This is a genomic window from Thermotoga sp. SG1, assembly GCF_002865985.1.
Taxonomy (GTDB): Bacteria; Thermotogota; Thermotogae; order Thermotogales; family Thermotogaceae; genus Thermotoga.
This window is the reverse complement of sequence record NZ_LNDD01000002.1, coordinates 79574-104648: the sequence shown is the minus strand read 5'-3', so window position 1 is coordinate 104648 and position 25075 is coordinate 79574. Positions and strand designations below refer to the sequence as shown.

Annotated in this window: 20 protein-coding genes, 1 CRISPR repeat array and 1 riboswitch (1 of these 22 only partly in view); of the genes, 13 read left to right on the top strand and 7 right to left on the bottom strand. The window is 44.7% G+C overall.

Annotated elements, in window-relative coordinates; genetic code table 11:
• Positions 1 to 7 precede the first annotated feature (7 nt).
• Positions 8 to 1642: an alpha-amylase family glycosyl hydrolase gene (locus AS006_RS02645; RefSeq protein WP_101512831.1), complete on the bottom strand. Its 1635-nt coding sequence runs from the start codon at positions 1640 to 1642 to the stop codon at positions 8 to 10.
• 279 nt (positions 1643 to 1921) lie between these two features.
• Here AS006_RS02645 and malE point away from each other — a divergent pair, with 279 nt between their 5' ends.
• The 10 genes from malE (at position 1922) to AS006_RS02595 (ending at position 14655) form a co-directional block, all read left to right on the top strand.
• The gene (gene malE / locus AS006_RS02640; protein WP_101512830.1) at positions 1922 to 3100 is read left to right on the top strand and encodes a maltose/maltodextrin ABC transporter substrate-binding protein MalE; all 1179 of its coding nucleotides are present in this window, start codon (positions 1922 to 1924) and stop codon (positions 3098 to 3100) included.
• A gap of 71 nt (positions 3101 to 3171) precedes the next feature.
• Positions 3172 to 4908 (top strand): ABC transporter permease subunit, encoded by a 1737-nt coding sequence (locus AS006_RS02635; protein ID WP_101512829.1) that lies wholly within the window; start codon positions 3172 to 3174, stop codon positions 4906 to 4908.
• Positions 4905 to 7403 (top strand): sugar ABC transporter permease, encoded by a 2499-nt coding sequence (locus AS006_RS02630; protein ID WP_101512828.1) that lies wholly within the window; start codon positions 4905 to 4907, stop codon positions 7401 to 7403. The genes AS006_RS02635 and AS006_RS02630 overlap by 4 nt, the downstream gene beginning before the upstream one ends.
• On the top strand, positions 7400 to 8821 hold the full coding sequence (gene aglB, locus AS006_RS02625) for a cyclomaltodextrinase (protein ID WP_101512827.1): 1422 nt from the start codon (positions 7400 to 7402) through the stop codon (positions 8819 to 8821). The genes AS006_RS02630 and aglB overlap by 4 nt, the downstream gene beginning before the upstream one ends.
• A 133-nt stretch (positions 8822 to 8954) precedes the next feature.
• Positions 8955 to 10397 (top strand): alpha-glucosidase AglA, encoded by a 1443-nt coding sequence (gene aglA, locus AS006_RS02620; RefSeq protein ID WP_101512826.1) that lies wholly within the window; start codon positions 8955 to 8957, stop codon positions 10395 to 10397.
• Between the two features lie 56 nt (positions 10398 to 10453).
• Positions 10454 to 10576, top strand: a riboswitch (FMN riboswitch).
• 59 nt (positions 10577 to 10635) lie between these two features.
• Positions 10636 to 11682: a bifunctional diaminohydroxyphosphoribosylaminopyrimidine deaminase/5-amino-6-(5-phosphoribosylamino)uracil reductase RibD gene (ribD, locus tag AS006_RS02615; protein ID WP_101512825.1), complete on the top strand. Its 1047-nt coding sequence runs from the start codon at positions 10636 to 10638 to the stop codon at positions 11680 to 11682.
• Entirely contained in the window at positions 11667 to 12248 is a 582-nt protein-coding gene (locus tag AS006_RS02610) for a riboflavin synthase (RefSeq protein WP_101512824.1), read from the top strand. Before ribD ends, AS006_RS02610 begins: the two co-directional genes overlap by 16 nt.
• Positions 12214 to 13380 carry a bifunctional 3,4-dihydroxy-2-butanone-4-phosphate synthase/GTP cyclohydrolase II gene (locus tag AS006_RS02605; RefSeq protein WP_101512823.1) on the top strand — a complete coding sequence of 389 codons (1167 nt, stop codon included), beginning with the start codon at positions 12214 to 12216 and terminating at the stop codon, positions 13378 to 13380. The genes AS006_RS02610 and AS006_RS02605 overlap by 35 nt, the downstream gene beginning before the upstream one ends.
• Positions 13377 to 13877, top strand: coding sequence for a 6,7-dimethyl-8-ribityllumazine synthase (ribH, locus tag AS006_RS02600; RefSeq protein ID WP_101512822.1), 501 nt, complete (start codon positions 13377 to 13379; stop codon positions 13875 to 13877). The genes AS006_RS02605 and ribH overlap by 4 nt, the downstream gene beginning before the upstream one ends.
• A complete protein-coding gene (locus tag AS006_RS02595; RefSeq protein ID WP_199167306.1) occupies positions 13849 to 14655 on the top strand; it encodes a hypothetical protein in 807 nt (268 codons plus the stop codon). Before ribH ends, AS006_RS02595 begins: the two co-directional genes overlap by 29 nt.
• A 1-nt stretch (position 14656) precedes the next feature.
• Here the strand turns inward: AS006_RS02595 and hflC are convergent, their stop codons facing one another.
• From hflC to guaA, 4 genes are read right to left on the bottom strand one after another with little or no spacing between them, the layout of a single operon-like run.
• The gene (gene hflC, locus AS006_RS02590) at positions 14657 to 15508 is read right to left on the bottom strand and encodes a protease modulator HflC (RefSeq protein ID WP_101512820.1); all 852 of its coding nucleotides are present in this window, start codon (positions 15506 to 15508) and stop codon (positions 14657 to 14659) included.
• Complete coding sequence (gene hflK / locus AS006_RS02585; RefSeq protein ID WP_101512819.1) at positions 15505 to 16431, bottom strand: FtsH protease activity modulator HflK; 927 nt, start codon at positions 16429 to 16431, stop codon at positions 15505 to 15507. Before hflK ends, hflC begins: the two co-directional genes overlap by 4 nt.
• An 11-nt stretch (positions 16432 to 16442) precedes the next feature.
• Positions 16443 to 17066, bottom strand: coding sequence for an N-glycosylase/DNA lyase (locus tag AS006_RS02580; protein WP_101512818.1), 624 nt, complete (start codon positions 17064 to 17066; stop codon positions 16443 to 16445).
• 4 nt (positions 17067 to 17070) lie between these two features.
• Positions 17071 to 18576 carry a glutamine-hydrolyzing GMP synthase gene (gene guaA / locus AS006_RS02575; protein WP_101512817.1) on the bottom strand — a complete coding sequence of 502 codons (1506 nt, stop codon included), beginning with the start codon at positions 18574 to 18576 and terminating at the stop codon, positions 17071 to 17073.
• Between the two features lie 100 nt (positions 18577 to 18676).
• Between guaA and AS006_RS02570 the strand changes: the two genes are divergently transcribed.
• The 3 genes from AS006_RS02570 to AS006_RS02560 are packed head-to-tail and all read left to right on the top strand — an operon-like array spanning position 18677 to position 22325.
• Positions 18677 to 19192, top strand: coding sequence for a chromate transporter (locus AS006_RS02570; RefSeq protein ID WP_101512816.1), 516 nt, complete (start codon positions 18677 to 18679; stop codon positions 19190 to 19192).
• A gap of 3 nt (positions 19193 to 19195) precedes the next feature.
• Entirely contained in the window at positions 19196 to 19696 is a 501-nt protein-coding gene (locus tag AS006_RS02565; protein ID WP_101512815.1) for a chromate transporter, read from the top strand.
• A gap of 31 nt (positions 19697 to 19727) precedes the next feature.
• Positions 19728 to 22325 (top strand): valine--tRNA ligase, encoded by a 2598-nt coding sequence (locus tag AS006_RS02560; RefSeq protein ID WP_101512814.1) that lies wholly within the window; start codon positions 19728 to 19730, stop codon positions 22323 to 22325.
• Positions 22326 to 22387: 62 nt separating this feature from the next.
• Here the strand turns inward: AS006_RS02560 and AS006_RS02555 are convergent, their stop codons facing one another.
• Both AS006_RS02555 and AS006_RS02550 read right to left on the bottom strand, forming a co-directional pair.
• On the bottom strand, positions 22388 to 22711 hold the full coding sequence (locus tag AS006_RS02555; protein ID WP_101512813.1) for a NifB/NifX family molybdenum-iron cluster-binding protein: 324 nt from the start codon (positions 22709 to 22711) through the stop codon (positions 22388 to 22390).
• Between the two features lie 75 nt (positions 22712 to 22786).
• Positions 22787 to 23140 carry a ferredoxin family protein gene (locus AS006_RS02550; protein ID WP_233185606.1) on the bottom strand — a complete coding sequence of 118 codons (354 nt, stop codon included), beginning with the start codon at positions 23138 to 23140 and terminating at the stop codon, positions 22787 to 22789.
• 222 nt (positions 23141 to 23362) lie between these two features.
• Positions 23363 to 25075: direct repeats of the CRISPR family, unit length 30 nt; unit sequence GTTTCCATACCTCTAAGGAAGTATTGAAAC (it continues 846 nt past the right edge of the window).

Below are 25075 nucleotides of genomic sequence, written 5' to 3'. Positions count from 1 at the left end.
CACCTCCTCACTCTTTGATGAATATGTATGCCTTCATTGGAGAAACCGTGAATGTTTCTCCGGCTGAGAAAGATCTTTTATTTTCATTCCAAGTGAAACTCTTAAAATCCACCTCAAGGATCATGACCATATCCTTTTCGAAAGTGAAAGTATTTTGCCATGTTGGATCAGGATTCAAAACCACAAGTAATTCTTCATCACTGGAAATCCGATAGAAAGCTATTAGGTTTTTCCAGTCTCTGAAGATTTTCTGATCTCCATTCAAAATGGCGTTGTGCTTTTTTCTGAAATTCAACATGAATTTGAAGAAATTCAAAAGGCTTTGTGAATCTTTTTCCTGTTCTTCAACAGAAAAACCATCAAATGGATCATCGTATATGCATCCGTCAACGTTTGCGTCTCCAAATGTTACATTTTCCTTTTGATACACCTCTTTGGTCCAGAAAGTTTGCCCTTCTCCACTTCCACTTGAATACCATTGCATGGGTTCTCTTAATGGCTCATCGTAGACGGGACCGTACCACTTGAACCCCCTTGTTCCTATCTCTCCTCCGTAGTAAATCACAGGAGGACCTTTTACTGTGAAAATTAGGAAATACCACAGGGCTACGCGCTTTTTTACAGATTCGTAATAGGATGTATCAAACATGTTATATACATCCTGGACGTGTGAGAAGAACCGATTTAAATCGTGGTTTTCTAGAAAAGGGAATGAATTTTCAACCCAGTTGTTTTCCAAAAGCCCATCGATTCCTTCGATGTTGCTTCTTATACCATACATAAGAGCAAAGTTAAAAACAGGGATGGGATAGATCGAAAGGTCGTATGTGCTCCCACTAAGTACTTCACCCACAATTACGGCATCGGACTTTCTAGAAAGAACGTAATCTTTGAACCAATAGAAATAGTTTGCCGATGACTCAATTCCGTCGTCCCAAGACCATCCATATATGTGCTTCGCGGCATCTATTCTGAAACCGTCTACTCCTTTTCCTAACCAAAAATCAACTATATTTTTCACTTCTTCTCTCACTTTTGGATTATCGTGGTTCAAATCTGGCATCGTATGACCAAACAACCCAAAATACCATACCTTTTGCCCTCTTGAATTCACCTTCCAGTGCCAATGATCCTGGCCGGAGTGGTCTTCAAGGCTCATGATGTAGTAGTTCCAGTACGATGAGCTCGTTGTATTCTCTACGGCGTCTTTGAACCAGGGATGTTGATCGGAGGTGTGATTGATTACAAGGTCCATAATAACTTTGATGCCGTTTCTATGAAGTTCTTGAACCATATTTTCAAAGTCTTCCATTGTTCCATAATCATCTTCTACATCGTAGTAATCAACAACGTCGTAACCATGATATGAGACAGACTCATTGAAAGGCATGAACCAGACAGCATCTATTCCCAGTCCTTTAAGGTAATCGATCTTTTGCGTTACTCCTTCGAAATCCCCTATGCCGTCACCATCGCTGTCATAGAAAGACCTTATGAATATTTCATAAATTACTGGATATTTAGGATTAGAAGAGTTGGAAAAGAAGAAAATCAATGGCTGGGATTGTTGTTCAATTGTTCGAGTACAGGAGGAAACGAAGATGAAGAGAATTAAGCACACTATAAGAAGGAATTTTTTCATAAATGTTCCTCCTTTTTGGCAAAACATTACAGCATCAATAAATTAACACCTCCTCGACTGTTTATATTAACCCTGAATTCACATCATGTCAAGAGAGTTAACAAAATTCTGGGTATTATGATCAAAAACTCGATATATTGACAATTTCACGAGGTAGTTTTTATTAATCGTGGATTGACACAAATTGACACAATAAAAAATTGGTGTTAAAATCCTGGGTGGAACGTTGTACGAATTTCGTGATAGTGAAACTTTTATTAACAAAAGGAGGTGTCCACAGTGAAAAGGGTTCTTGTTTTGATGCTGGTTTTGGTGTCTGCCTTGATGTTAGCGCAGGTTAAACTCACCATCTGGTGTTCCGAAAAGCAAGTTGACATCCTTCAGAAACTCGGAGAAGAGTTCAAAGCAAAATATGGGGTACCTGTCGAAGTTCAATACGTTGATTTTGGTAGCATCAAGTCCAAGTTCCTGACCGCCGCTCCACAGGGACAGGGTGCAGATATCATCGTCGGTGCACACGACTGGGTTGGAGAACTTGCTGTCAACGGTTTGATAGAACCCATTCCGAATTTCGCTGATCTGAAAAACTTCTATGAAACGGCTCTAGATGCCTTTTCCTACGGCGGAAAACTCTACGGTGTTCCGTACGCAATGGAAGCGGTTGCTCTCATTTACAACAAAGATTACGTTGCTGAACCACCGAAAACCATGGAGGAACTCATCAATCTTGCAAAACAGATCGATGAAGAATACGGCGGAGAAGTCAGAGGCTTCATCTACGATGTTGCAAACTTCTATTTCTCTGCACCATTCATTCTTGGATACGGTGGATACGTATTCAAACAGACAGATGAAGGCTTGGATGTAACAGACATCGGTCTTGCAAATGAAGGAGCTGTAAAAGGTGCCAAACTCATAAAGAGAATGATAGACGAAGGAATTCTCACACCAGGCGATAATTACGGAACAATGGACTCCATGTTTAAAGAGGGTCTTGCTGCCATGATCATCAACGGTCCGTGGGCTATAAAGTCTTATAAAGACGCCGGTATCAACTACGAAGTTGCACCCATACCAGAACTCGAACCGGGCGTTCCCACAAAACCATTCGTCGGTGTTCAGGGATTCATGATCAACGCAAAATCTCCGAACAAACTGATTGCAATCGAATTTCTCACGAACTTCATCGCTAAAAAAGACACCATGTACAAACTTTACCTTGCAGATCCAAGACTTCCCGCAAGAAAAGACGTCCTTGAGCTTGTAAAAGACAATCCTGATGTTGTTGCATTCACACAGAGTGCTTCCATGGGAGTGCCGATGCCCAACGTTCCAGAGATGGCTCCTGTTTGGTCTGCCATGGGAGATGCTCTGAGCATCATAATAAACGACCAGGCTTCCGTTGAAGATGCATTGAAAGAAGCTGTTGAAAAGATCAGAACACAGATCGAAAAATAAATCAACCCACAAGTAATATAGAGAGAGGGGGTATTCCCCCTCTTTTAAAAATCTAGGGAGGTCTGAGCGCTGTGAGAGGCATTCTAAAAGTCTTTTTGATAATGCTTCTTGCACTCTTCAATGCTGGAATAGCCTGGGCCGGCGTTTTTCTTTTTCAAAACGCTTATTATGAGCTGGGAATTGTGCTTTTAACTCTTCTTGTTCTCATAGATTTCTTCGTATTCAACCCCAGAGCCTATCCCTACAGATACACCATTCCAGCCCTCATCTTGCTTTTCGTACTCGTGTTGTATCCAATATACTTCACCGTGAAGATCGCGTTTACAAACTACGGAACAGGACACTTGATGACACGGCAGGAAGCGATAGAGAGGATTCTATTCGACCCGAATTTCACTTATGTACCAGAAGATGTAAACCCTGTTGCTTACAGGGTTTTCAGCGTTTACGAAGGATTGAAACCAACGGAAGATTTTTTGATCTTGTTTGAAGTTGATGGAAAAGTGTACCTTGCTAAAAAACCTGTTGTAACTAAAAAGAGCGGGAAGGAGGTTCTTTTAAGAGAATCTTCTCTTTTTCCGATAAAAGAAGGAACTGCTCAGCTGGATAGCGCTGCGTACGAATTTGTTCCATGGCCTTTTTCTTCACTGGAGGATGTGGACGCGATCACCTCAAATGGGAAGGTTTACAAACCACTCTATTCTCCCGATGATCCTTCCTTAAAGAAAAACGAGCCGTTTTTCAAGGTGAACATCGCTCAAAAGTACCTAAACAGAGCAGAATTTTGGTACAACGATCAGATGCTAATGCTGAGGATAAGCGAAAGCGGAGAATGGTATTTCTATCCGGTGAAAAGACTCTATTCGCTTTCTTTGGAAGAATCTTTTGAAAACGGAAAGATTGTCACAAAACTGGTGGTGAAAAACAACCTCACAGGGAGAAAACTGATTGAAAAAGACGGTGCTTTCTATGATTACGACAAGAATGGAAAAGAAATCTTCGTTGCCGGATACATGGATTACATTGGTTTCAAGAATTTCTCAAGGATATTCACCGATCCGAAGATTTCCGGGCCGTTTTTCAAAGTGTTCACCTGGACATTTACATGGGCTGCCCTGAGCGTTCTTTTTACGTTTGCAATTGGTCTTTCCCTGGCATTGGTTTTGAACGACAGGACCCTTCGTGGAAGAAACATTTACAGAACATTGCTCATAATTCCATGGGCAGTTCCAGCGTTCATCTCCGTTTTGGTCTGGAGAAATGGTATGTTCAACGAGACTTACGGAATACTGAACAGGTTTGTTTTGCCGCTTCTTGGTTTAGAAGCTGTAAAATGGTTCAATGACCCATTCTGGGCAAAAGTTGCGGTTCTCACCGTTAACACGTGGCTTGGTTTTCCTTACATGATGGCTGTTTCTCTCGGAGCACTGCAGAGTATACCAGAAGAGTTGTATGAAGCAGCAGCAATCGATGGTGCCGGAAAATGGAGAAGGTTCTGGACTATCACCTTCCCTCTTTTGATGACAACAGTGGCACCTCTGCTTGTTGGAAGTTTTGCCTTCAACTTCAATAACTTTGTGAACATATACCTTCTCACCGGTGGTGGTCCTGCAATGGCGGGTGCCACAACACCTGTTGGACACACGGATATTCTCATCTCTTACGTCTACAAACTGGCGTTCGAAGGTGGAAGAGGCCAGGACTTTGGATTCGCAAGTGCCATATCTATAATAATATTCTTTTTAGTCGGTGGAATTAGTTTTGTAAACTTCAAACTCTCTGGGGCATTCGAAGAGGTGAGTGAATGATGGTGAGAAAAAGCAGGCTATTGACACACATTCTTTTGATCGTTCTGGTAATAGTTGTTCTCTTCCCGATAGTCTGGGTGGTGTCCACCTCTTTCAGAAGGGATGAAGCAGCCTTTTCTCCAAAACTCTTTTCTTCCCGTCTTACACTGCAACACTACAAAGACCTTGTGGCACCGGAGAAGAACCTTCCTGTTCTGATCCAGGAGATGCAGAGTCTTGTCTCACGTGTTGAACCATTCAAAGATGTGACAAGAGAAAAAGCAGAAAAACTCATCGAAGATCGCATCAGCAGGTTCGATGGATATCTGAATGAAACTAATAAACTTTTGGAGGATTCTTACAGAAGATACACAAAGATAAAAGAAACCCTCTCAGAAAGAGTAGAAGAAGTGAAAGCTTATACAGAAGGGGTCTTGAGAAAGATAGAAAGCACCGTACAGAAAGAACTAGAAAAAACACCCGTTCCCAATCCTAATGAACTTGCGATCTCTTTGCACGAGAAACTGGCAGGAAAAAGTTTGAAAAGTTCGGAATTTTCCGCTTTGAAAGATGACCTCGAGAGACTGGTTGGCTATCCCGTGAATACACAGGATGATTTTGTAAATGCCTTTTCCGACCTGGAGTTGATCTATCGAAAGGAGATCGGATCAGTAAGGGAAAATATCGAAAAACTTCGCAAAGATATATCAGCAACGCAGGAAAAAATCTCTGAACTTGAAAAACAAAGAACTATCGTCGAAGAAGAAATCCTGGACAAACAGAAAATTCTCAATGTTTTGAAACCAGACATTGACTTTGCCGTCGAGATACTGTCTGATCTTACAGAAATGCTTCGAAACGTTAGTAGAAGCGAAATAAAAAGCACTTTCACTCCTGATGATAGCTCTGTGAAAGACTCTATTGAGAAAGCGATTTTTGAACTGTCTATTTTGCACGAAAAGATATCCACCTTTTCTGACATGGAAGATCTTGCCAGCAAGGTATCAAAAATGAAAGACTCATTTTTGGAGATGAAGGAACTTCTCCTTCAGGATGGAAACATAACAAAAAAATCTCTTTACAAAGACTTCGTCCAGTCATTTGAGGAAGTAATGCCAACCGTAGATGGTGTTTTGAAACAATTGAGTGAAAATGTTGATGTGTTCACTCAAAAAACAAGGGAATTAAAAGCTCTTCAGAACGAACTATCTTTCCTGAATGCCAAACTGGAAGGTTTGAAAAAGAGCCTGGCCACACTCGAAAACACTGTTTCTCAGAAGGAAAGCAACCTGTCTCTAGCAAACAAGTACGTGGATTTCAAGGTGTTCCTCCATGAGATAGAAGATAAAAAGAGAGTCGTTGAAGGAATCAAATCTTTCAACAACGCAGATCAGATAAAGCTTCTATCCCTGTACAGATCTTGCAAAGATTTCGTCAGCCTTTACATTTCCAAATACGGAAATGACAACTTCATTCAAGCGGTAAGAAAAATGGTATCGGAACTTTCCTGGATAGAGGATTACAGAGAATTCAGCAGAAGAGTGGAAACTGGCTACAAAAACGCTTTGAACATCCTTGAAAATACCAGGAGAGTGCTTTACGATTTCAAAAAAAGCTATTCAAACCTTCTCGATCTTTCGTACAGAGGAGTTTTCGTCTCGTCTGAACATCTTCAGATGCTCTACGATATGGTGAAAATGAACTTCGTCCAGGAAGTTCTCACCAACACCGCCGTTGCTTCGAGAAAAGCCGGATCCCTTATGGACATCGTGCCTTTGAAGGAGCTCAAGGGAGATTTCAAGAAGATAGATGGGAACCTTTACAGGATGGCACAAATCTGGGAGCAGAAGACAAGACATTACTTCCTCAGATGGGTTGCAAATTCTGTCGTCGTTGCAGGACTTGTTTCCATAATTACAACAACTGTCTGTGCGCTCGCAGCGTATCCGTTCAGTAGAATGAGGTTCTGGGGAAGACAGTACGGAATCATGGCACTCCTTTTGATACAAATGTTTCCGGCCATCATGTACATGGTCGCTATATACGGACTTCTGAAACTCATCGGGCAGTTCTTACCGTTTTTGGGACTCGATTCCCTGGGCGGTTTGATATTCGCTTACCTTGGTAACATAGCGTACAACATGTATCTCATAAAAGGTTTCTACGATACGATACCCTCATCTCTGGAAGAAGCCGCCATGATAGACGGTGCTACGCGTTTTCAGACGTTCTACAAGATAGTCGTTCCACTAGCACTTCCCATTCTCTCTGTTGTTGTGATATTGACATTCATAGGAACATTCAACGAATTCGTCCTTGCCAGAATCATCCTCCAGGACGTGAAGAACTACACCTATGCCCTTGGTCTCTGGACGTTCTCAACTGGAGCGTATGAAACAGAGTGGGGACTCTTTACAGCAGCTGCTCTTCTTGGTATGACACCCATGGTAATCCTGTTCCTGTCACTTCAGAAGTACATAGTCGGTGGTCTAACGAAAGGATCGGTGAAAGGATGATGTACCCCATACCGAGCTGGGTATATGACAGTATTGTGTACCAGATATTCCCGGACAGGTTTTTCATCGGCAAAGGAAGGACCGTCGAAGACAAAAAAGATCTTTATCTGAAACGAGGGGGAACCATCGAAAGATGGGGAGTTCCCCCTCGAAAACTTCCCAACGCTCAGCACGTGAAGATCTTCTACGGAGGAGATCTGTGGGGAATAGCAGAGAAGATCGATTACTTAGAAGAACTCGGAGTTAACGCAATTTACCTCACTCCCATCTTTCTTTCCGACACGAACCACAAATACGATACGATAGATTATTTCAAGATCGATCCACAGTTCGGAGGAAAACGAGCCTTTGTACACCTTCTGAAAGTTCTTCACAGCAGGAACATCAAACTCATTCTGGATGGTGTGTTCAACCACGTTGGAAGTCAGCATCCCTGGTTCAAAAAGGCAAGGAAGAAAGATCCTGAATACGTGAACCGTTTCTTTCTTTACAGAGACAAGCACAGATCGTGGTTCAACGTGGGAAGTTTGCCCGAACTGAACGTGGAAGTTGAAGAGGTGAAAGAGTACATACTGAAGGTCGTTCAACACTACCTGGAAATGGGTGTGGACGGCTGGAGGCTTGACTGTGGTCACGACCTTGGACCCCTGGTCAACCTATGGATCAACATGAAAGTAAAGGAGTTCTCTTCGGAAAAGTACCTTGTCAGTGAGATATGGACTTACCCTGCAGGATGGGAAATGGTCGATGGATTGATGAACTACAATTTCAGAAGCCTTGTTTTGAGCTATGTGAACGGAGAAACAGATTCCATAGGGACAGAACTCGAAAGGGCCTACAGAGAAACAAAGAACATCTTCGGGTGTTGGAACATGCTAGACAGCCACGATACTCCAAGGCTTGCAACGACGGTCCCAGACAAAGATCTCAGAAAACTCGCTATAGTGCTTCAGTTCACATACCCGGGTGTTCCGCTCGTCTATTACGGAACAGAGATAGGTCTCACAGGAGGAGAAGATCCGGAGTGTCGAGCCACCATGGAATGGAACAGGGAAAAGTGGGATATGGAGTTGTTTGAGTTCTACAAGAAGATGATCAGGTTCAGGAGAACCGATCCTGGCTTGAGATTTGGCGAGTTCATACTTTTGAAAGAAAAACCCCTTGCTTTCATGAGAAAAGCACCACACCCTCTTCAAAACACGATCGTTGTGGTAAACCCTGAAGAGGAAAAAAACGTTGTTCTCTCCCTTCCGGATGGAAAGATCATGAACGCAACTCCTCTTTTCGACATCTTCACCGGTGAGAAGTTCCATGTGGATGGAGGAGTCGTGAAGGTGCCCCTTGGAAGAAGATCGTTCAGGATCTTAAAGCCGATCGACCTCAGAGTTGGAAGGTACAGATTGTACAAGAGAGTGTGAAAAAAATTCTGGTCCTTAACAGCCGGCAAAAGCCGGCTTTTGTTTTTTCTTGACGAAGTACATAAATTTTCTAAAAAATCCTGTACAAGTTGTATAGTGTAATTAGAAGATAAAAGAATGGGGAGGTATTGGTATGCCATCTGTGAAGATCGGTATCATCGGAGCAGGAAGCGCTGTTTTCTCATTGAGGCTCGTGAGCGACCTTTGCAAAACCCCTGGTCTTTCTGGTAGCACCGTCACCCTCATGGACATCGACGAGGAAAGGCTTGATGCGGTTCTGACCATAGCGAAAAAGTACGTCGAGGAAGTGGGAGCCGACCTGAAGTTTGAAAAGACAACAAACGTAGACGAAGCCATCGCTGATGCGGACTTTGTGATAAACACAGCGATGGTGGGTGGCCACACTTATCTTGAAAAGGTCAGAAAGATCAGCGAAAAGTACGGATACTACAGAGGAATAGACGCACAGGAGTTCAACATGGTCTCCGACTACTACACGTTCTCAAACTACAACCAGCTCAAGTACTTCGTGGATATCGCAAGAAAAATAGAGAAACTCTCCCCAAAAGCGTGGTATCTGCAGGCGGCAAATCCTGTCTTTGAAGGGACAACCCTTGTGACAAGAACGGTTCCCATAAAGGCCGTCGGATTCTGTCATGGTCACTACGGTGTGATGGAGATCATGGAGAAACTGGGTCTGGAAGAAGACAAAGTAGATTGGCAAGTTGCCGGTGTGAACCATGGAATATGGTTGAACAGGTTCAGATACAACGGTGAGGATGCCTATCCTCTCCTTGACAGATGGATCGAAGAAAAGTCCAAAGACTGGAAACCAGAGAACCCATTCAACGATCAACTCTCTCCCGCCGCGATCGATATGTACAGATTCTACGGTGTGATGCCAATAGGAGACACTGTAAGGAACGCCTCCTGGAGGTACCATAGAGATCTTGAGACGAAAAAGAAATGGTACGGAGAACCCTGGGGTGGGGCAGATTCAGAAATAGGTTGGAAATGGTATCAAGACACCCTTGGAAGAGTAACAGACATCACCAAAAAGGTGGCAAGGTTCATCAAGGAAAATCCAGGTGCCAGACTATCAGATCTTGGAAATGTTCTTGGAAAGGATCTTTCGGAAAAACAGTTCGTCCTTGAAGTGGAAAAGATTCTCGATCCCGAAAGAAAGAGCGGTGAGCAGCATATTCCTTTCATCGACGCCCTGCTCAACGACAACAGGGGAAGATTCGTGATAAACATCCCAAACAACGGTATCATACAGGGTATCGATGACGATGTAGTTGTTGAAGTTCCAGCAGTTGTGGACAGAAACGGTATCCACCCTGAGAAGATCGACCCACCACTTCCAGAGCGTGTGGTGAAGTACTACTTGAGACCGAGGATCATGAGAATGGAGATGGCGCTGGAGGCGTTTCTCACGGGTGATATAAGGGTCATAAAAGAAGTTCTCTACAGGGATCCAAGGACAAAGAGTGACGAACAGGTAGAAAAGGTGATCGAAGAGATCCTTTCTCTTCCAGAAAACGAGGAGATGAGGAAACATTATCTGAAAAAATAAATTCATCTTCCAGAAAAGAGAAACCGATACAATGAAAGAAACTGAATAGTTTCGAAGATCGCTCTCGGGGCAGGGTGGAATTCCCGACCGGCGGTGAAAGCCCGCGAGCCCCCTTTCTGGGGGTTGACCCGGTGGAATTCCGGGGCCGACGGTGAAAGTCCGGATGGGAGAGAGCGAAGAGTGTAGACCATCAGGGACCCGAGAGGGTCCCTTTTCTCTTTAAAAAAGGGGTGAAAACGTGTACGAAAGGTTCATGAAGAGAGCAATAGAACTTGCAAAGAAAGGACTTGGAAGAGTGAACCCCAATCCCCCCGTCGGTGCCATCGTTGTGAAAGAGGGAAGGATCATATCGGAAGGGTTTCATCCCTATTTCGGTGGGCCACACGCTGAACGGGTGGCGATAGAAAACGCAAAAAGGAAAGGAGAAGACCTGAGAGGATCCACTCTTGTGGTCACCCTTGAACCCTGTGATCACCACGGAAAAACCCCTCCGTGTACAGACTTGATCATCGAAAGTGGGATAAAAAAAGTAGTAATCGGAATGAGAGATCCAAATCCTGTTTCAGGAAGTGGTATAGAAAAACTCAAAAAACACGGAATAGAAGTGGTCGAAGGAGTGCTGGAAGAAGAGGTGAAAAAACTCTGCGAATTCTTCATCACATACGTAACAAAAAACAGGCCTTTCATCGCTTTAAAGTACGCTTCAACTCTCGATGGAAAGATAGCCGACGCTGAAGGAAACTCCAAATGGATTACACAGGACTTGAGACACAAAGTCCACGAGATGAGAAACGTGTATTCTGCCGTTCTTGTCGGTGCCAGAACCGTTCTGAAAGATGATCCCAGACTGACCTGCAGACTGAAAGGCGGAAGGAATCCCACAAGGGTTATCCTCGATCGCCGAGGAATTCTGAGCGGAGAAAACTACAGAGTATTTGAAAACAACGCTCGAGTGATCGTTTTCACAGAAAACGAAGAAGCAAACTATCCGGCCCACGTGGAAAAAGTGCCGGGTGATTGTTCTGTAGATGGTATCCTGAAGGTTCTCTACGAAAAGGGTGTGGACTCTGTTCTTGTGGAGGGAGGTTCTGAGGTGCTCGGGGAGTTTCTCGAATACGCAGATGTAGTTTTTGCGTTTTACTCTACGAAGGTATTCGGAGAAGGACTGGATGTTTTTTCTGGTTACAGATCCTTTGTGAATGATCCACCGAGGTTCAAAATAGTGCGATCAGAACATACCAGTACAGAACTTTTCCTGGAGATGAGACCATGTTCACGGGAATAGTCCAGAGGGTAGAAGAAGGTGTGTTCAGGGAAGGAAGATTATTTTTCAAAAGAACGTGGGAGGTTGAACTGGGAGAAAGCATAGCTGTGAACGGAGTGTGTTTGACCGTTTCTGGAGTCTCGAAGAACGAGTACTGGTTCGATGTGGGAGAAGAGACAAAAAGGAAGACGAACCTTTCTGTGTCTCGATACTACAACCTAGAGAAGGCTTTGACTTTTGGAAGCAGAGTGAGTGGTCATCTGGTCACAGGGCACGTGGACGGTGTGGTACGGTTTGTTGGCTCAGAAAGGCGGGGCGGCAGTGTCTTCATGTTCTTTTCCATGCCAGAAGAAAGGTGGGCTGTGGTTCCCAGGGGCTCCATTGCGTTGAACGGAGTGAGTCTTACCGTTGTTGAAACATCTCTGGACACCTTCAGCGTCCAGGTGATTCCACACACCTTCCACAACACGAATCTTCGGTTTCTGATTCCGGGAGATCCTGTCAACTACGAAATAGACATCATCGCACGTTATCTGAAGGGAGTGGTAGAGAGTGGAAAGTCTGAGAGAATTCTTCGAAAGTGGTAAACCCGCCGTTCTTGTTGACAGGAAGAGAGAAAAAGAAGCAGATTTTGTCTTTCCGGCTCAACTGATCACAGAAGAGGTTGCAAATTTCTTCGTCACTCACGGAAAAGGGCTTTTTTGCATAGCAGCCGATGAAGAGGATCTTCTAAGAAGGGGCTTTGTAAAACTTTCCACCAACTACCGGGCCAACTACTTCTTGCCAGTGGACTGGGGAAATGGAACGGGAATTTCCGCATCCGAAAGGGCAGAAACGTGCAGGAAGGTAGCAGAAGGAAAGTTCTTCCACGAGTTCAGATACCCGGGTCATGTCGCAGTACTCGGAGGTGTGGGATTTCAACGGCGCCAAGGACACACGGAGGCATCTTTAGAAGTCGTACAACTGGCAGGATACAACCGGTATGCAGTGATAATTGAGATTCTGAACGATCGAGGAGATTCCCATGATCTGGATTTTGTTTTTCGTATTGCAGAGAAATTCTCACTCCCTGTTATAGAGATGGAGGAGGTCTGGCAGGAATTCATAAGAAAAAAACAGCTCATAACGAAGAAAGCAGAAGCCCTCCTTCCAACGGATTTTGGTGTCTTTAAGATCGTCTCCTTTGAGAATCATCTTGACCGCAAAGAACATTTTGCCGTCGTCAAAGAACCCTTTGGAGAAGTAGTTCCGGTGCGAATTCACTCGGAGTGTGTAACAGGAGATGTTCTTTCATCTTTGAGGTGTGACTGTGGTTCACAACTTGCGAACTTTCTCAAATACATCTCCAACCACGGAGGTGTTCTGATCTACTTGAGACAGGAGGGAAGGGGGATCGGTCTTTCGAACAAGATAGCAGCCTACTCTCTCCAGGATACGGGACTGGACACGGTGGAGGCAAACAGGGCTCTTGGGTTCTCCGAAGATGAAAGGGATTACGCTCCCGCTGCACAGATATTGAAAGCCCTTGGCATCAGGAAAGTCCTTCTTTTTACAAACAATCAGAGAAAGGCTGTTGATCTTGAAAGATACGGTATCGAAGTTGTTGAAACAAAAAGACTGTACGGAAGGGTGACTTCCCACAACAGGTTCTATCTTTCTACGAAAATGAGAAAACTCGGACACAAACTCGAAGAGATCCTCAGGGAGGTGAATTCATGAAGGTCGTTCAGGGAGACTACAAAGGAGAAGGTCTGAAGATCGCCGTGATCGTTCCCCGTTTCAACGATCTCGTCACCTCAAAACTTCTGGAAGGAGCACTGGACGGTCTCAAAAGACACGGCGTGTCGGAGGAGGATATCACCGTTGTGAAAATCCCAGGAAGCATGGAAGCGATATACACCCTGAAGAAACTCGTGGATCTCAACATTCACGATGCTATAATCGTTCTTGGCGCTGTTATAAGAGGGGAGACTTACCACTTCAACGTGGTGGCAAACGAAATAGGCAAAGCGGTGGCACAGTTCAATATGAGTTCGGATGTTCCGATCGTGTTCGGTGTTCTCACCACCGATACTCTGGAACAGGCACTCAACAGAGCGGGAGCAAAAAGTGGAAACAAGGGCTTCGAAGCAGCCATGGTGGCGATAGAGATGGCAAATCTTAGAAAGAAACTCAGGAGGGATTTTCTTGAATCTCATAGCAACAGCAGGCAATGAAAAGATACGGGATTTCCTTGTGAACGACTGGTACAGATCGTTAAAAGAAAACGTAGACCTGACAGAAACGGACGTTCTGGTCATAAATTATGGACTGTCTGACCTTCCAGAGGATGTGATAGACTTTCCCGCCGTCGAGAAGGGTCTCATAAACAACACAAGGTTTCTTAACCTTGCCCTTTTTCTTGAAAGACACCCTGAGTACGATCAGGTTCTTTTCTGTGATGGTGGTGATGTCATCTTTCAGAGCGATATCTCTCATCTTTTCAAGGAGCACAGAGAAGCGTTTCGAGCAGTTGTGGAACAGATAAGTCCGCCGATAGACCTCGTTGTGAAAAAAGACGATCTTGCAAATGGTGAAGAGATCAAGTCATTCCTTTATGGGAAGAAATTCTTCAACGTTGGAGTGATCCTGGCACCAAGAGAAGGTTTCCTCGAACTTGCGAAAGTGATGAAAATGATCTTGAAAAACATGAACGTCTGGGGTGGAGACACCGTTTTGATAAACTACGTGATATACAAAAGTCCTCACGTTGAACTTCCTTCAAAGTACAACTTCATTCCATCGACGGCAAAAGAAAAGTTCTTCGTGAAAGGCTCAAAATTCTTCCTTGAGAGCGGAGAAATAATTCCCATCGTCCACAACGCAGGAAGGTTCAAGTTGTTAAGACCTGTGAAAAATTTCGGATACGGCCCTGGAAAGAACAAGTTGAACCGGTTTAACATCTGGATGTTCAGGGTATCTTTCTTTGTTGCAAACCTGTTCAGGAAACAATGAATCATTGGGATTTCAAGTATTTCAAAGCGTCCAGTTCATCACCAACGATGAGAACTCCACCTTCGACAGATCTGTAAACTTCCATCGTTCTCCAGAACTCGTAGAAGTCTTTGTCTTTTGAGAAAACCTCCGCGTAAATCTTCACAGCACTTGCCTCTCCTGTTCCCTTTATCTGTTCTGCTTTACTCTGCGCCTCAGCAAGCAAGATCTTTGCGGTTTTATCAGCTTCTGCCCTTATCTTTCTTGCCTCCTTTTCACCCTCTGCTCTGATCTGAGCTGCTATACTGTATCTTTCAGCCTTCATCCTGTCGTAAACCGCCTTTTCGTTTTCTGCGGGAAGGTCAGCGTGTTTCACTCTCACATCGACCACTTCTATCCCGAAGTCTTTCAGATCTTCTCTCGAAAGTTCCGTGACCTCTTTCAGAAGGTCCTCTCTTTTTTCCGAGATGATTTCATCGAAGTTTACTTTTGCGAAGATGTTTCTCACATGAGAATAAACGACATCATCTATTCTGGGAAGGGCAAGTTTTACACTTTTCAGAGATTTTATGAACGTCTCCGGATCCTTTATCCTCCAGAGAACGTAGGTGTCTATAACGAGGGTTTTCTTGTCGGTGGCTATGATCTTTTCCGGTTCGATGTCGTAGAGAAGGATCCTTTTGTCGAACCTCGCCACGTTGTCCACAAACGGCTGTTTGAAGTGAAGCCCTGGCTCTGTCTCAACCGAAACGATCTTTCCAAACCTCAAAACAACTGCCTGCTGAGTCTGATCCAGAACGTAGAACGAAGAAAACAGAAGGATAGCACCCGCTATCACAAATATGATCACCAGAGCCCACACCCAAACCTTCATTTTCCCATCTCCTTCAACAGATCAGAAAGATTCAGAACATTCAGGGTCTCACCACTTCCCACAAAGATAACCTTGTTTCCAGTCTTTTCGAGTATGGACTGGAGGGCATCAAGAAGCATCCTCTTTTTTGTGATGTCCGGTGCCTTTGAGTATTCCTGCAGTATCTCTTCAAACCTCTTTGCTTCTCCGAGCGCTTTCAGATAGACCTCCTGAGCATAGGCTTCTGCCTGTCTTAAAATTTCCTGTGCCTGTCCCTGGGCTTTCGGTACGATGTCGTTGGCGTACTTTCTTGCTTCATTTATGAGACGCTCCTTGTCCTGTCTTGCGTTGTTCACATCGTCGAAGGCATCCACCACTGGATCTGGAGGGACCACTTCTTGAAGATAAACGTTTTCCACCTTCACACCGCAGTTGTAAGAATCGAGAATCTGCTGAAGCATCTGAGCCGTTTCAAAACCTATCTCATCTCTTCCGGTGGTGAGGACATCATCGATGCTTCGCATGGCTACCTTTTCTCGAAGAACAGATTCTGTTGTGAACCTCACGATCGAATCTGCTTCCGTGATGTTGAAGGCGAATGCCACTGGATCTTTCACCCTGTACTGCACCACCGCTTCGACACTCACGAGGTTGTTGTCACCGGTGATCATGATGGACTCTTCTGGAATCGGTTCATAAGATATCCTGTCACCTCTTTGAACACTTCTGAAGCCGATCTCTATCTTCCTCACCGTTGTGACATCGACTGTCACGTGTGACTGGAATGGATACGGAAGTCGATAGTGAATTCCCGAAGGAACAACAGACGTGAATTTACCGAACGTCTTGAGAAGGGCAACTTCGGACGGTCCCACTTGATACACACCGGTGAGAAAGTAGATTCCCAAAGCAATGAAAACAACTATCCACACGTACTTTTTCACCTCTTCACCCCCTATTTATCCACCCTTCCCTTCACAAGATACCAGAGGTAGAGATCGAACTTTCCAAGAGGCTCACCAAACCTTTCTGCCACCCTTCTCAGAATACTCTCAACGTAGAGATATTTGTTTCTGGTCCAGCCCTTTGGAATCTCTTGGATCAAACCGTGCTTTTTCATCAGTCTCAAGACATGCTTGTCCAGGATGGCAAGATCTTCCACCCCCGCGTTTCTGAGAAAGTGACTCGCCTCTTTCCAACCTATTCCTTTTGCGTTCTTGACAAGAAATTCCCTTGAGAGAAAGGGATCTCCGTTCACCAGATCCTTCAATTTTCCTATCAACCATCTGTTTGCCACGATGAATTCTGCTCTCTTTTGAGGATATCTGTGTCCCGCCTCTTTCAATTTCTCTGCGAGCTCCTCAAGAGAAAGGTGAACAAAGCCATCCCCGATTTTTTTCTGAGCTCTTATACCACCTTCTGCGCTCCAGTTCGCTGTGAGGACACAGAAGGACAGTTCGCAGAACAGATCCTCTTCCGTTCCTTCTCTTCCAAGTTTTTTGAACTCCTCGAACCTTTCTTCAACGAGAGGTTTTGCTTCTTTTCTTATCTTTTCCAGTTCTTTCAGAAGTTCCTCCAAACTCTCACTCCCACTCTATGGTTGCAGGTGGTTTAGAAGTGATGTCGTAGACGACCCTTCCTACACCCTTCACTTCCCGTGTGATTCTTCGTGCCGCCTCATCCAGTATATCATGCGGGATCCTTGACCAATCCGCCGTCATTCCCTCAACACTGTTTACGGCTCGAAGTGCGATCACGTACTCGTACGATCTTGCGTCTCCTTTCACTCCCACACTCTTTATCGGCAAAAGAACAGCGAACGCCTGCCACACTTTGTCGTAGTAATCGTGCTTTCTGAGAGTCTCTATGAATATGTAATCCGCCTCTCTGAGTATCTCAAGTTTCTCTTCTGTCACTTCTCCCAGCACCCTCACAGCAAGACCCGGACCTGGGAAAGGATGTCTGTTTATGATCCTGTCTGGAATGCCAAGGTATTTACCCACCTTTCTCACTTCATCTTTGAAGAGGTCCCTCAGCGGTTCCACGAGTTTCAGGTTCATCTTTTCTGGAAGTCCCCCAACGTTGTGATGACTCTTTATCTTTGCCGTTGTCTTACCGGATGCTGCACTTTCTATCACGTCCGAGTAGATCGTTCCCTGAACGAGGAACTCCACGTCGTGTTTCTTTGCCTCCTCCTCGAAAACCCTTATGAACTCCTCTCCGATGATCTTTCTTTTTCTCTCCGGATCAGTCACTCCTTTGAGTTTTTCCAAAAAACGCCTTCTTGCGTCCACAACAACAAGGTTCATATCGAAGTGTTCCTTGAACACCTTCTCAACTTCTTCCCTTTCGTTCTTCCTCAAAAGGCCATGGTCCACAAAGACACACACGAGGTTCTTTCCGATTGCCCTGTGTGTGAGAACGGCAGCAACGGAGGAATCAACACCTCCCGACAGGGCAAGAATCGCTTTTTTGCCGTCCACGGTTTCTCTTATCTGTCTTATCTTCTCTTCGACAAGGTCTCCTATCTTCCAGTTTTTCTGGAGTTTACACACTTTGAAAAGAAAATTTGAAATCATCCGATCACCGTGCTCTGTGTGATGAACCTCCGGGTGAAACTGAAGAAGCCAGAACCTCTTTCCATCTGTGGCAGCAGCGATTACCCCGGTCTCAGACAGAGCGATCGGATGGAACCCCTCCGGGAGTTTCACCACCTCGTCACCGTGACTCATCCACACATGGATTCTGTTTGGGATTCCCTCAAAAAGAGGATCTTCCGAGAGTTCCACGAGGGTTCTTCCATATTCTCCTCTTCCTCTCCTCACCTCTCCACCGAACTCTTTCACAACTAGCTGCATTCCATAGCAGATGGCAAGCACAGGTCCTCTGTACTCGTGAAACCACTCTGGAAGTCCTGGAGCGCCTTCCTCATAGACACTCTTTGGACCGCCCGAGAAGATCACCGCGTCCACCCTGGAAAGGTCCACAGGATCGTCTGGAAAGACCACCTCGGAGTAAACCTCGTTTTCTCTGATTCTTCTTGTTATCAATCGAGAGTACTGTGACCCGTAGTCCACCACGAGTACCAAATCCATCCCCTCCCGACTCTTTTGATTCTATTAAATCATATACAAATTTAACCCGAAGGAAATTTGTGTTGAACTAGAATCGAATCTGGAGGTGGGTGATTTGGTTGTGAGGCTTTTCTTTCTGTTCCTCAGAATATCTGCCCTGACAATAGGTGGAGGATACGCGATGATCCCCGTGATGAAATGGGAACTGGAAAAATCTGGTCTTTTGACGGAGAAGGAATTTTTCCGGATAGTCAGCACAGCACAGGTGATACCAGGTCCCATAGCCTTCAACACGGCCGTTCTGGTTGGGAAAAGACTTTCGGGACTGCCCGGTGCGATCGCATCCGGAGTGGCCGTTTTTCTACCACCGTTTTTTGCCATCGTCGCTGTAGCAGAGATCATACAGTCTTTCTCAGAAGTCAGTTATGTTCAAAGTTTTTTGAGAGGAGCATACGTTGCCATCGTCGGACTTGTGGGAAGTGTTCTTTTCAGACTTGTGAGGAATCAGCGCTGGAATCTGTACAGACTCTCTCTTGTGACGCTTTCTGCTCTTTTTCTGATTTTTTGGGAATCACTTGTCATACCGGTGATCGTTTTGCTTGCCTTTTTACTCTATCTGAAGGAGGAGTGAATCTTGTGGTATCTTGCGTTTGTTTTTCTTAAGGTAGGATTTCTCTCTTTCGGTGGTGGTTGGACAATCGTTGGTGTTTTGAAGGAAGAACTTGTCTCTCGAGGATTTCTCACTCTTGAAGAATTTTCTCAGGCCGTCTCGATCGCTCAGATGACACCGGGACCTGTGGCCATAAACCTGGCAACCTACACAGGATACAAGTTCTTCGGACTTGCCGGAGCCGTCTTGAACACGCTCGCTTTCCTTGGAGCACCGATCCTGGTGCTCTCTTTCGCTATTCTTCTTGGAAAGTACTTGAAGTTTCAAAGAAAGAGATTGATGAAGGCACTTGAAGGTGTCACCACCGCCCTCATGATCGTTACGCTCTTTTCTCTCATGGGGAGTATCAGAAGTCCCATCATGATCATCTTCGGTGTGATTGCCTTTCTGTGCTCCTTCATGAAGGTTCATCCGCTTGTGATCATATTCGGTTGCGGTCTTGTGGGGGCTCTTCTCAGGTTCTGATAAAATATCTCAAGAGAGGGAGGTGCTGAGAGTGGCAGAACTTTCGACCAGATACAATCCAGCCGAGATAGAAACCAAATGGTACAGGTACTGGGAGGAAAAGGGTTACTTCACTCCCAAAGGTGTCGGTGAAAAGTTCTCCATCGTGATACCACCACCGAACATCACAGGAAGAATCCACATGGGACACGCTCTTAACATAACGCTTCAGGATATAGTGGTAAGGTACAAGAGGATGAAAGGATACGACGTTCTGTGGGTTCCGGGTGAAGACCACGCCGGAATTGCCACACAGAACGCCGTGGAGAAGTTCCTTCTTCAAACGCAGGGAAAAACAAGAGAGGAGATAGGAAGAGAAAAGTTCCTCGAGATCACCTGGGAATGGGCGAACAAGTACAGAAAAGAAATCAGAGAACAGATAAAGGCTCTTGGAGCATCGGTGGACTGGACAAGAGAGCGCTTCACCCTCGACGAGGGGCTCAGCAGAGCCGTCAGGAAGGTCTTCGTTGAACTCTACAAAAAAGGTTTGATATACAGAGGAAAATACATTGTGAACTGGTGTCCAAGATGCAAAACCGTGCTCTCAGACGAAGAGGTAGAGCACAAAGAGCACCAGTCCAAACTCTACTATGTGAAATACCCCGTCAAAGACTCTGATGAATACATAGTCGTTGCAACCACAAGGCCTGAAACGATGCTTGGAGACACCGCGGTGGCCGTTCATCCAGAGGATGAAAGGTACAAGGATTTTGTTGGCAAAACTCTCATTCTTCCACTCGTTGGAAGGGAGATCCCGGTTGTTGCGGACAAATACGTTGACCCAAAGTTTGGAACGGGAGCAGTGAAGGTAACACCGGCTCACGACCCGAACGACTACCTCATTGCACAGAGGCACGATCTTCCGATGGTGGAAATCTTCGACGACAACGCACGAATAAACGAAACCGGTGGAAAGTACAGAGGGCTCGACAGATACGAAGCAAGAGAAAAGATCGTGAAAGATCTTGAAGAGCAGGGCTTTCTTGTGAAAATAGAAGACTACACGCATTCCGTTGGCCACTGTTACAGGTGTGATACCGTGATAGAGCCGAAGCTGTCAGACCAGTGGTTCGTCGCCACAAAACCTCTGGCGAAGAGAGGCATCGAAGCCGTTGAAAAGGGAGAAATCAAATTCTTCCCGGAAAGATGGACGAAGGTTTACCTCAACTGGATGTACGAGATCAGAGACTGGTGTATATCCAGACAGTTGTGGTGGGGCCACAGGATTCCTGTATGGTACTGCCAGGACTGTGGACACATCAACGTTTCCGAAGAGGATGTAGAAAAGTGCGAAAAATGTGGTTCCACCAATCTGAAACAGGACGAAGACGTACTCGACACGTGGTTTTCTTCTGCTCTCTGGCCCTTTTCAACGCTTGGCTGGCCCGAGGAAACGGAAGATCTCAATAGATACTATCCAACGGATCTTCTCGTCACAGGATTTGACATCATCTTCTTCTGGGTCGCAAGAATGATCATGATGGGGTACGAGTTCATGAACGAAAAACCGTTCAGTCACGTGTACATTCACCAACTGGTCAGAGACAAATATGGAAGAAAGATGAGCAAGTCCCTTGGAAACGGTATCGATCCTCTTGAAGTGATAGATGAGTATGGAGCAGATCCCATGAGGTTCACCCTTGCCATTCTTGCCGCTCAGGGAAGGGACATAAAACTCGATCCAAGGTACTTTGACGCCTACAAGAAGTTTGCAAACAAGATATGGAATGCCACAAGATTCGTCTTGATGAACCTTGAAGATTACAGAGAAGTTCCACTTGAAAACCTCAAGACAGTGGACAAGTGGATACTCGCAAGACTCAACAAAACGGTCAAAGAGGTGACCAGTGCCCTGGAGAATTACGACTTCAACATAGCGGCAAGAGCCGTATACAACTTCTTCTGGGATGAGTTCTGTGACTGGTACATAGAAGCATCAAAACCAAGACTCAAAACAGGGGAAAGGCACCTTGTTCAAACGATTCTGGTGAAAACACTCGATACCTCTCTGAGACTCCTTCACCCGTTCATGCCGTTTCTCACAGAAGAACTCTGGCAAAAACTCCCCGTTGATGGTGAATCGATAACGATAGCAAAATGGCCCGAAGTGGAAGAAGAACACATCGATGAAACAGCGGAGAAAGAATTCACAAGGCTCATGAACATGATTCGTGGTGTCAGAAACGTGAGGGCGGAGATGAACCTTCCCCAGTCTCAGAGAGTGAAAATTTTCGTAAAAGGACTTGAAATCACGAATGAAATGGATCTTCTCCTCAAGAGTCTCGGAAACATAGAAGAGATAACCATTGTGAATGAAAAGCCTCAAAAAACAGCAACCGCATACGTTGAGGAAAACGTGGAAGTGTACGTCAATCTTGGTGGCCTGATTGATTTCGAAAAAGAAAAAGAGAGATTGAAACAGAATATGGAAAAAATCAAGAAAGAGATCGATCGCCTCGAAAAGAAACTTTCCAACAAGGACTTCCTGGAAAAAGCCCCCGAAGAAGTGGTCGAAGAGACAAAAGAGAGGCTGGAAAGCAACATAGAACGCATCAAAAGACTGGAAGCAATACTGAAAGATCTAGAGTGAAAAAGAGGGGCTTTGGCCCCTCTTTGATTTCAATGATGATGACCTTTGTAATCTGAATCCTTCTACTCTCCACTCAGGTATTTTCTCACTACTTCCTCCACTGTTCTTGAAGCTCCTCTTATTACTTTTACACCGGAGGATTCAAAAACAGAAACTGCTTTCTTTCCAATTCCTCTTGCTATGACAAGGTCTGCTCCTTTTTGCCTCACAAAATTCGGAACAGCACCGGCAACATGATCCTGCGCGAAGGGGTTTTCTTCAACAAAGATATCCAGTATTTTACCATCTTCCACTTTCATGAACGCAAAATAGGGGGCTCTTCCGAAGTGTTCCGAGATGGGAGAGTCTTTTCCCTTGTTTTCGGAAACGGGAATAACAATGATCATCGCTTCACCTCCTCCATGGTTCAGGATTAGTTTCCGTTTCTTTTGTTGATAGATGTTCATCAGAGAGCAGGGGTTTTATAATTTCAAAAGCTTTTTTACGATTTTATTCTGTGCGACCAATTTCTTTATGTAAGAAACATCAGGAAAACTTATTGCTTCTGTTGGACAAAGATTCATACATGTCTGACATGCAACCATGCAATTGTAAGGACATGCTACCATCACTTTCCCTTCTTTTCTGTCAAAGTCAAATACTCGCCTTCCACAAGTTACAAAGCAAATGCCACACGATGTGCATTTGTCGTAGTCGATGACTGGATACCACTCTATTGCTTTTCTATCTACACCCCACCAGGGAATTTTAGAAAGATCACGCACTTCTCGTCCAAGGACATCTTTTCCAATCACCGGAGTGTTCTTGGATTCCATTCCAATCTCCCTCCCAAGCCTGTTTTTTATCTTTTTGCAATAGGGAGGGAGCATTAATAACCACACCACCAACACCAGCACACTTTTCTCATGGTTTTCACCTCAAAGAAATTATATACATTTTGCATATATTTGTCAAATAAAAAAAAGAAACATCCTGGCTTGAAAAATTACTGGGAGTTCTTACCGAGAAGAGATTGAAACGAGGAAAGGAAAGATTCTGTTTCCATACCTCTAAGGAAGTATTGAAACAGGAGTTTATTCAGTCTCGGAAGTCTCTTCTGTCTCGTTTCCATACCTCTAAGGAAGTATTGAAACCAGCAACTGGACGAATCCATGTTTATGAATTCATGGGGTTTCCATACCTCTAAGGAAGTATTGAAACGGGAGTATCATGTCGAGAAGACTGTTCAACGCCCTTGTAGAGTTTCCATACCTCTAAGGAAGTATTGAAACCCGCCGCCAAGCTGACATTGTACACCTCATAGCCAAGTTTCCATACCTCTAAGGAAGTATTGAAACATTCTTAGAACTCGTACAGGCTCCTCAGGTGTAGACGGTTTCCATACCTCTAAGGAAGTATTGAAACAAGAAAATTCACGACGGTGAAGACAGAGAGGAGATGTTTCCATACCTCTAAGGAAGTATTGAAACGTTCTTACAGAAAGATATACAATTTTTCCTTGCAGTGTTTCCATACCTCTAAGGAAGTATTGAAACCAGGTACCGGGACGTTGTGGAGGAGGGATCAGAAAGTTTCCATACCTCTAAGGAAGTATTGAAACTATGCTTGCCCAAGCCGCTTTGGAAACGGGCTGGGGGGTTCCATACCTCTAAGGAAGTATTGAAACCTTGTGCATTTGCGAGCATCTCGCTCCCCCGGAGACGTTTCCATACCTCTAAGGAAGTATTGAAACGGGCGGGAACAGTCTCACACCACGTTTGTGAAGGACGTGTTTCCATACCTCTAAGGAAGTATTGAAACGAGTTGACGAAAAAAACAACGAAGTATTCGTTCCAAGGTTTCCATACCTCTAAGGAAGTATTGAAACTTTCCTCCACTTTTAGACTCGTATCCTCAAGGACTAGTTTCCATACCTCTAAGGAAGTATTGAAACTCACGCTCCCCATTACAAGCGATGCAAGAACAACGCGTTTCCATACCTCTAAGGAAGTATTGAAACTACTTACTCACCGCCTTCTTTTTCACCGTCCAGCTTGTTTCCATACCTCTAAGGAAGTATTGAAACTCTTGGTTTGTCCAAGCCCGATGTTCTGCACCACACGTTTCCATACCTCTAAGGAAGTATTGAAACAAGGTGACTGTGAAGAAAATAGGCGAGCGTCTGTATGCGTTTCCATACCTCTAAGGAAGTATTGAAACGAATAAAAAGCCTTGAAAAGAGCTTTACAGAATACGGTTTCCATACCTCTAAGGAAGTATTGAAACCTCGAACATTAGAAGGAGCCACAACGGCAAACTTGAAGTTTCCATACCTCTAAGGAAGTATTGAAACCAGACAAACCCACCTTTTCACGTAGCTCCCTCAATGTTTCCATACCTCTAAGGAAGTATTGAAACGGAAATGGATCATGTTTCTCTTGTCTTCAAGGGGTGGAACAGTTTCCATACCTCTAAGGAAGTATTGAAACTTGAAACAGTTGCTGAATTTGTAGCATCGTTCAGATAGTTTCCATACCTCTAAGGAAGTATTGAAACTTTCATTCACTCGCACAATCCCACGCACAAATATAGTTTCCATACCTCTAAGGAAGTATTGAAACTGGAAAAGGATTTTATCACTGAAGAGGGAGAGATTGTGTTTCCATACCTCTAAGGAAGTATTGAAACACGACACGCTGCTTCCGATCCTGACCGAGCAGATAGGTTTCCATACCTCTAAGGAAGTATTGAAACTACGAGTCTAAAAGTGG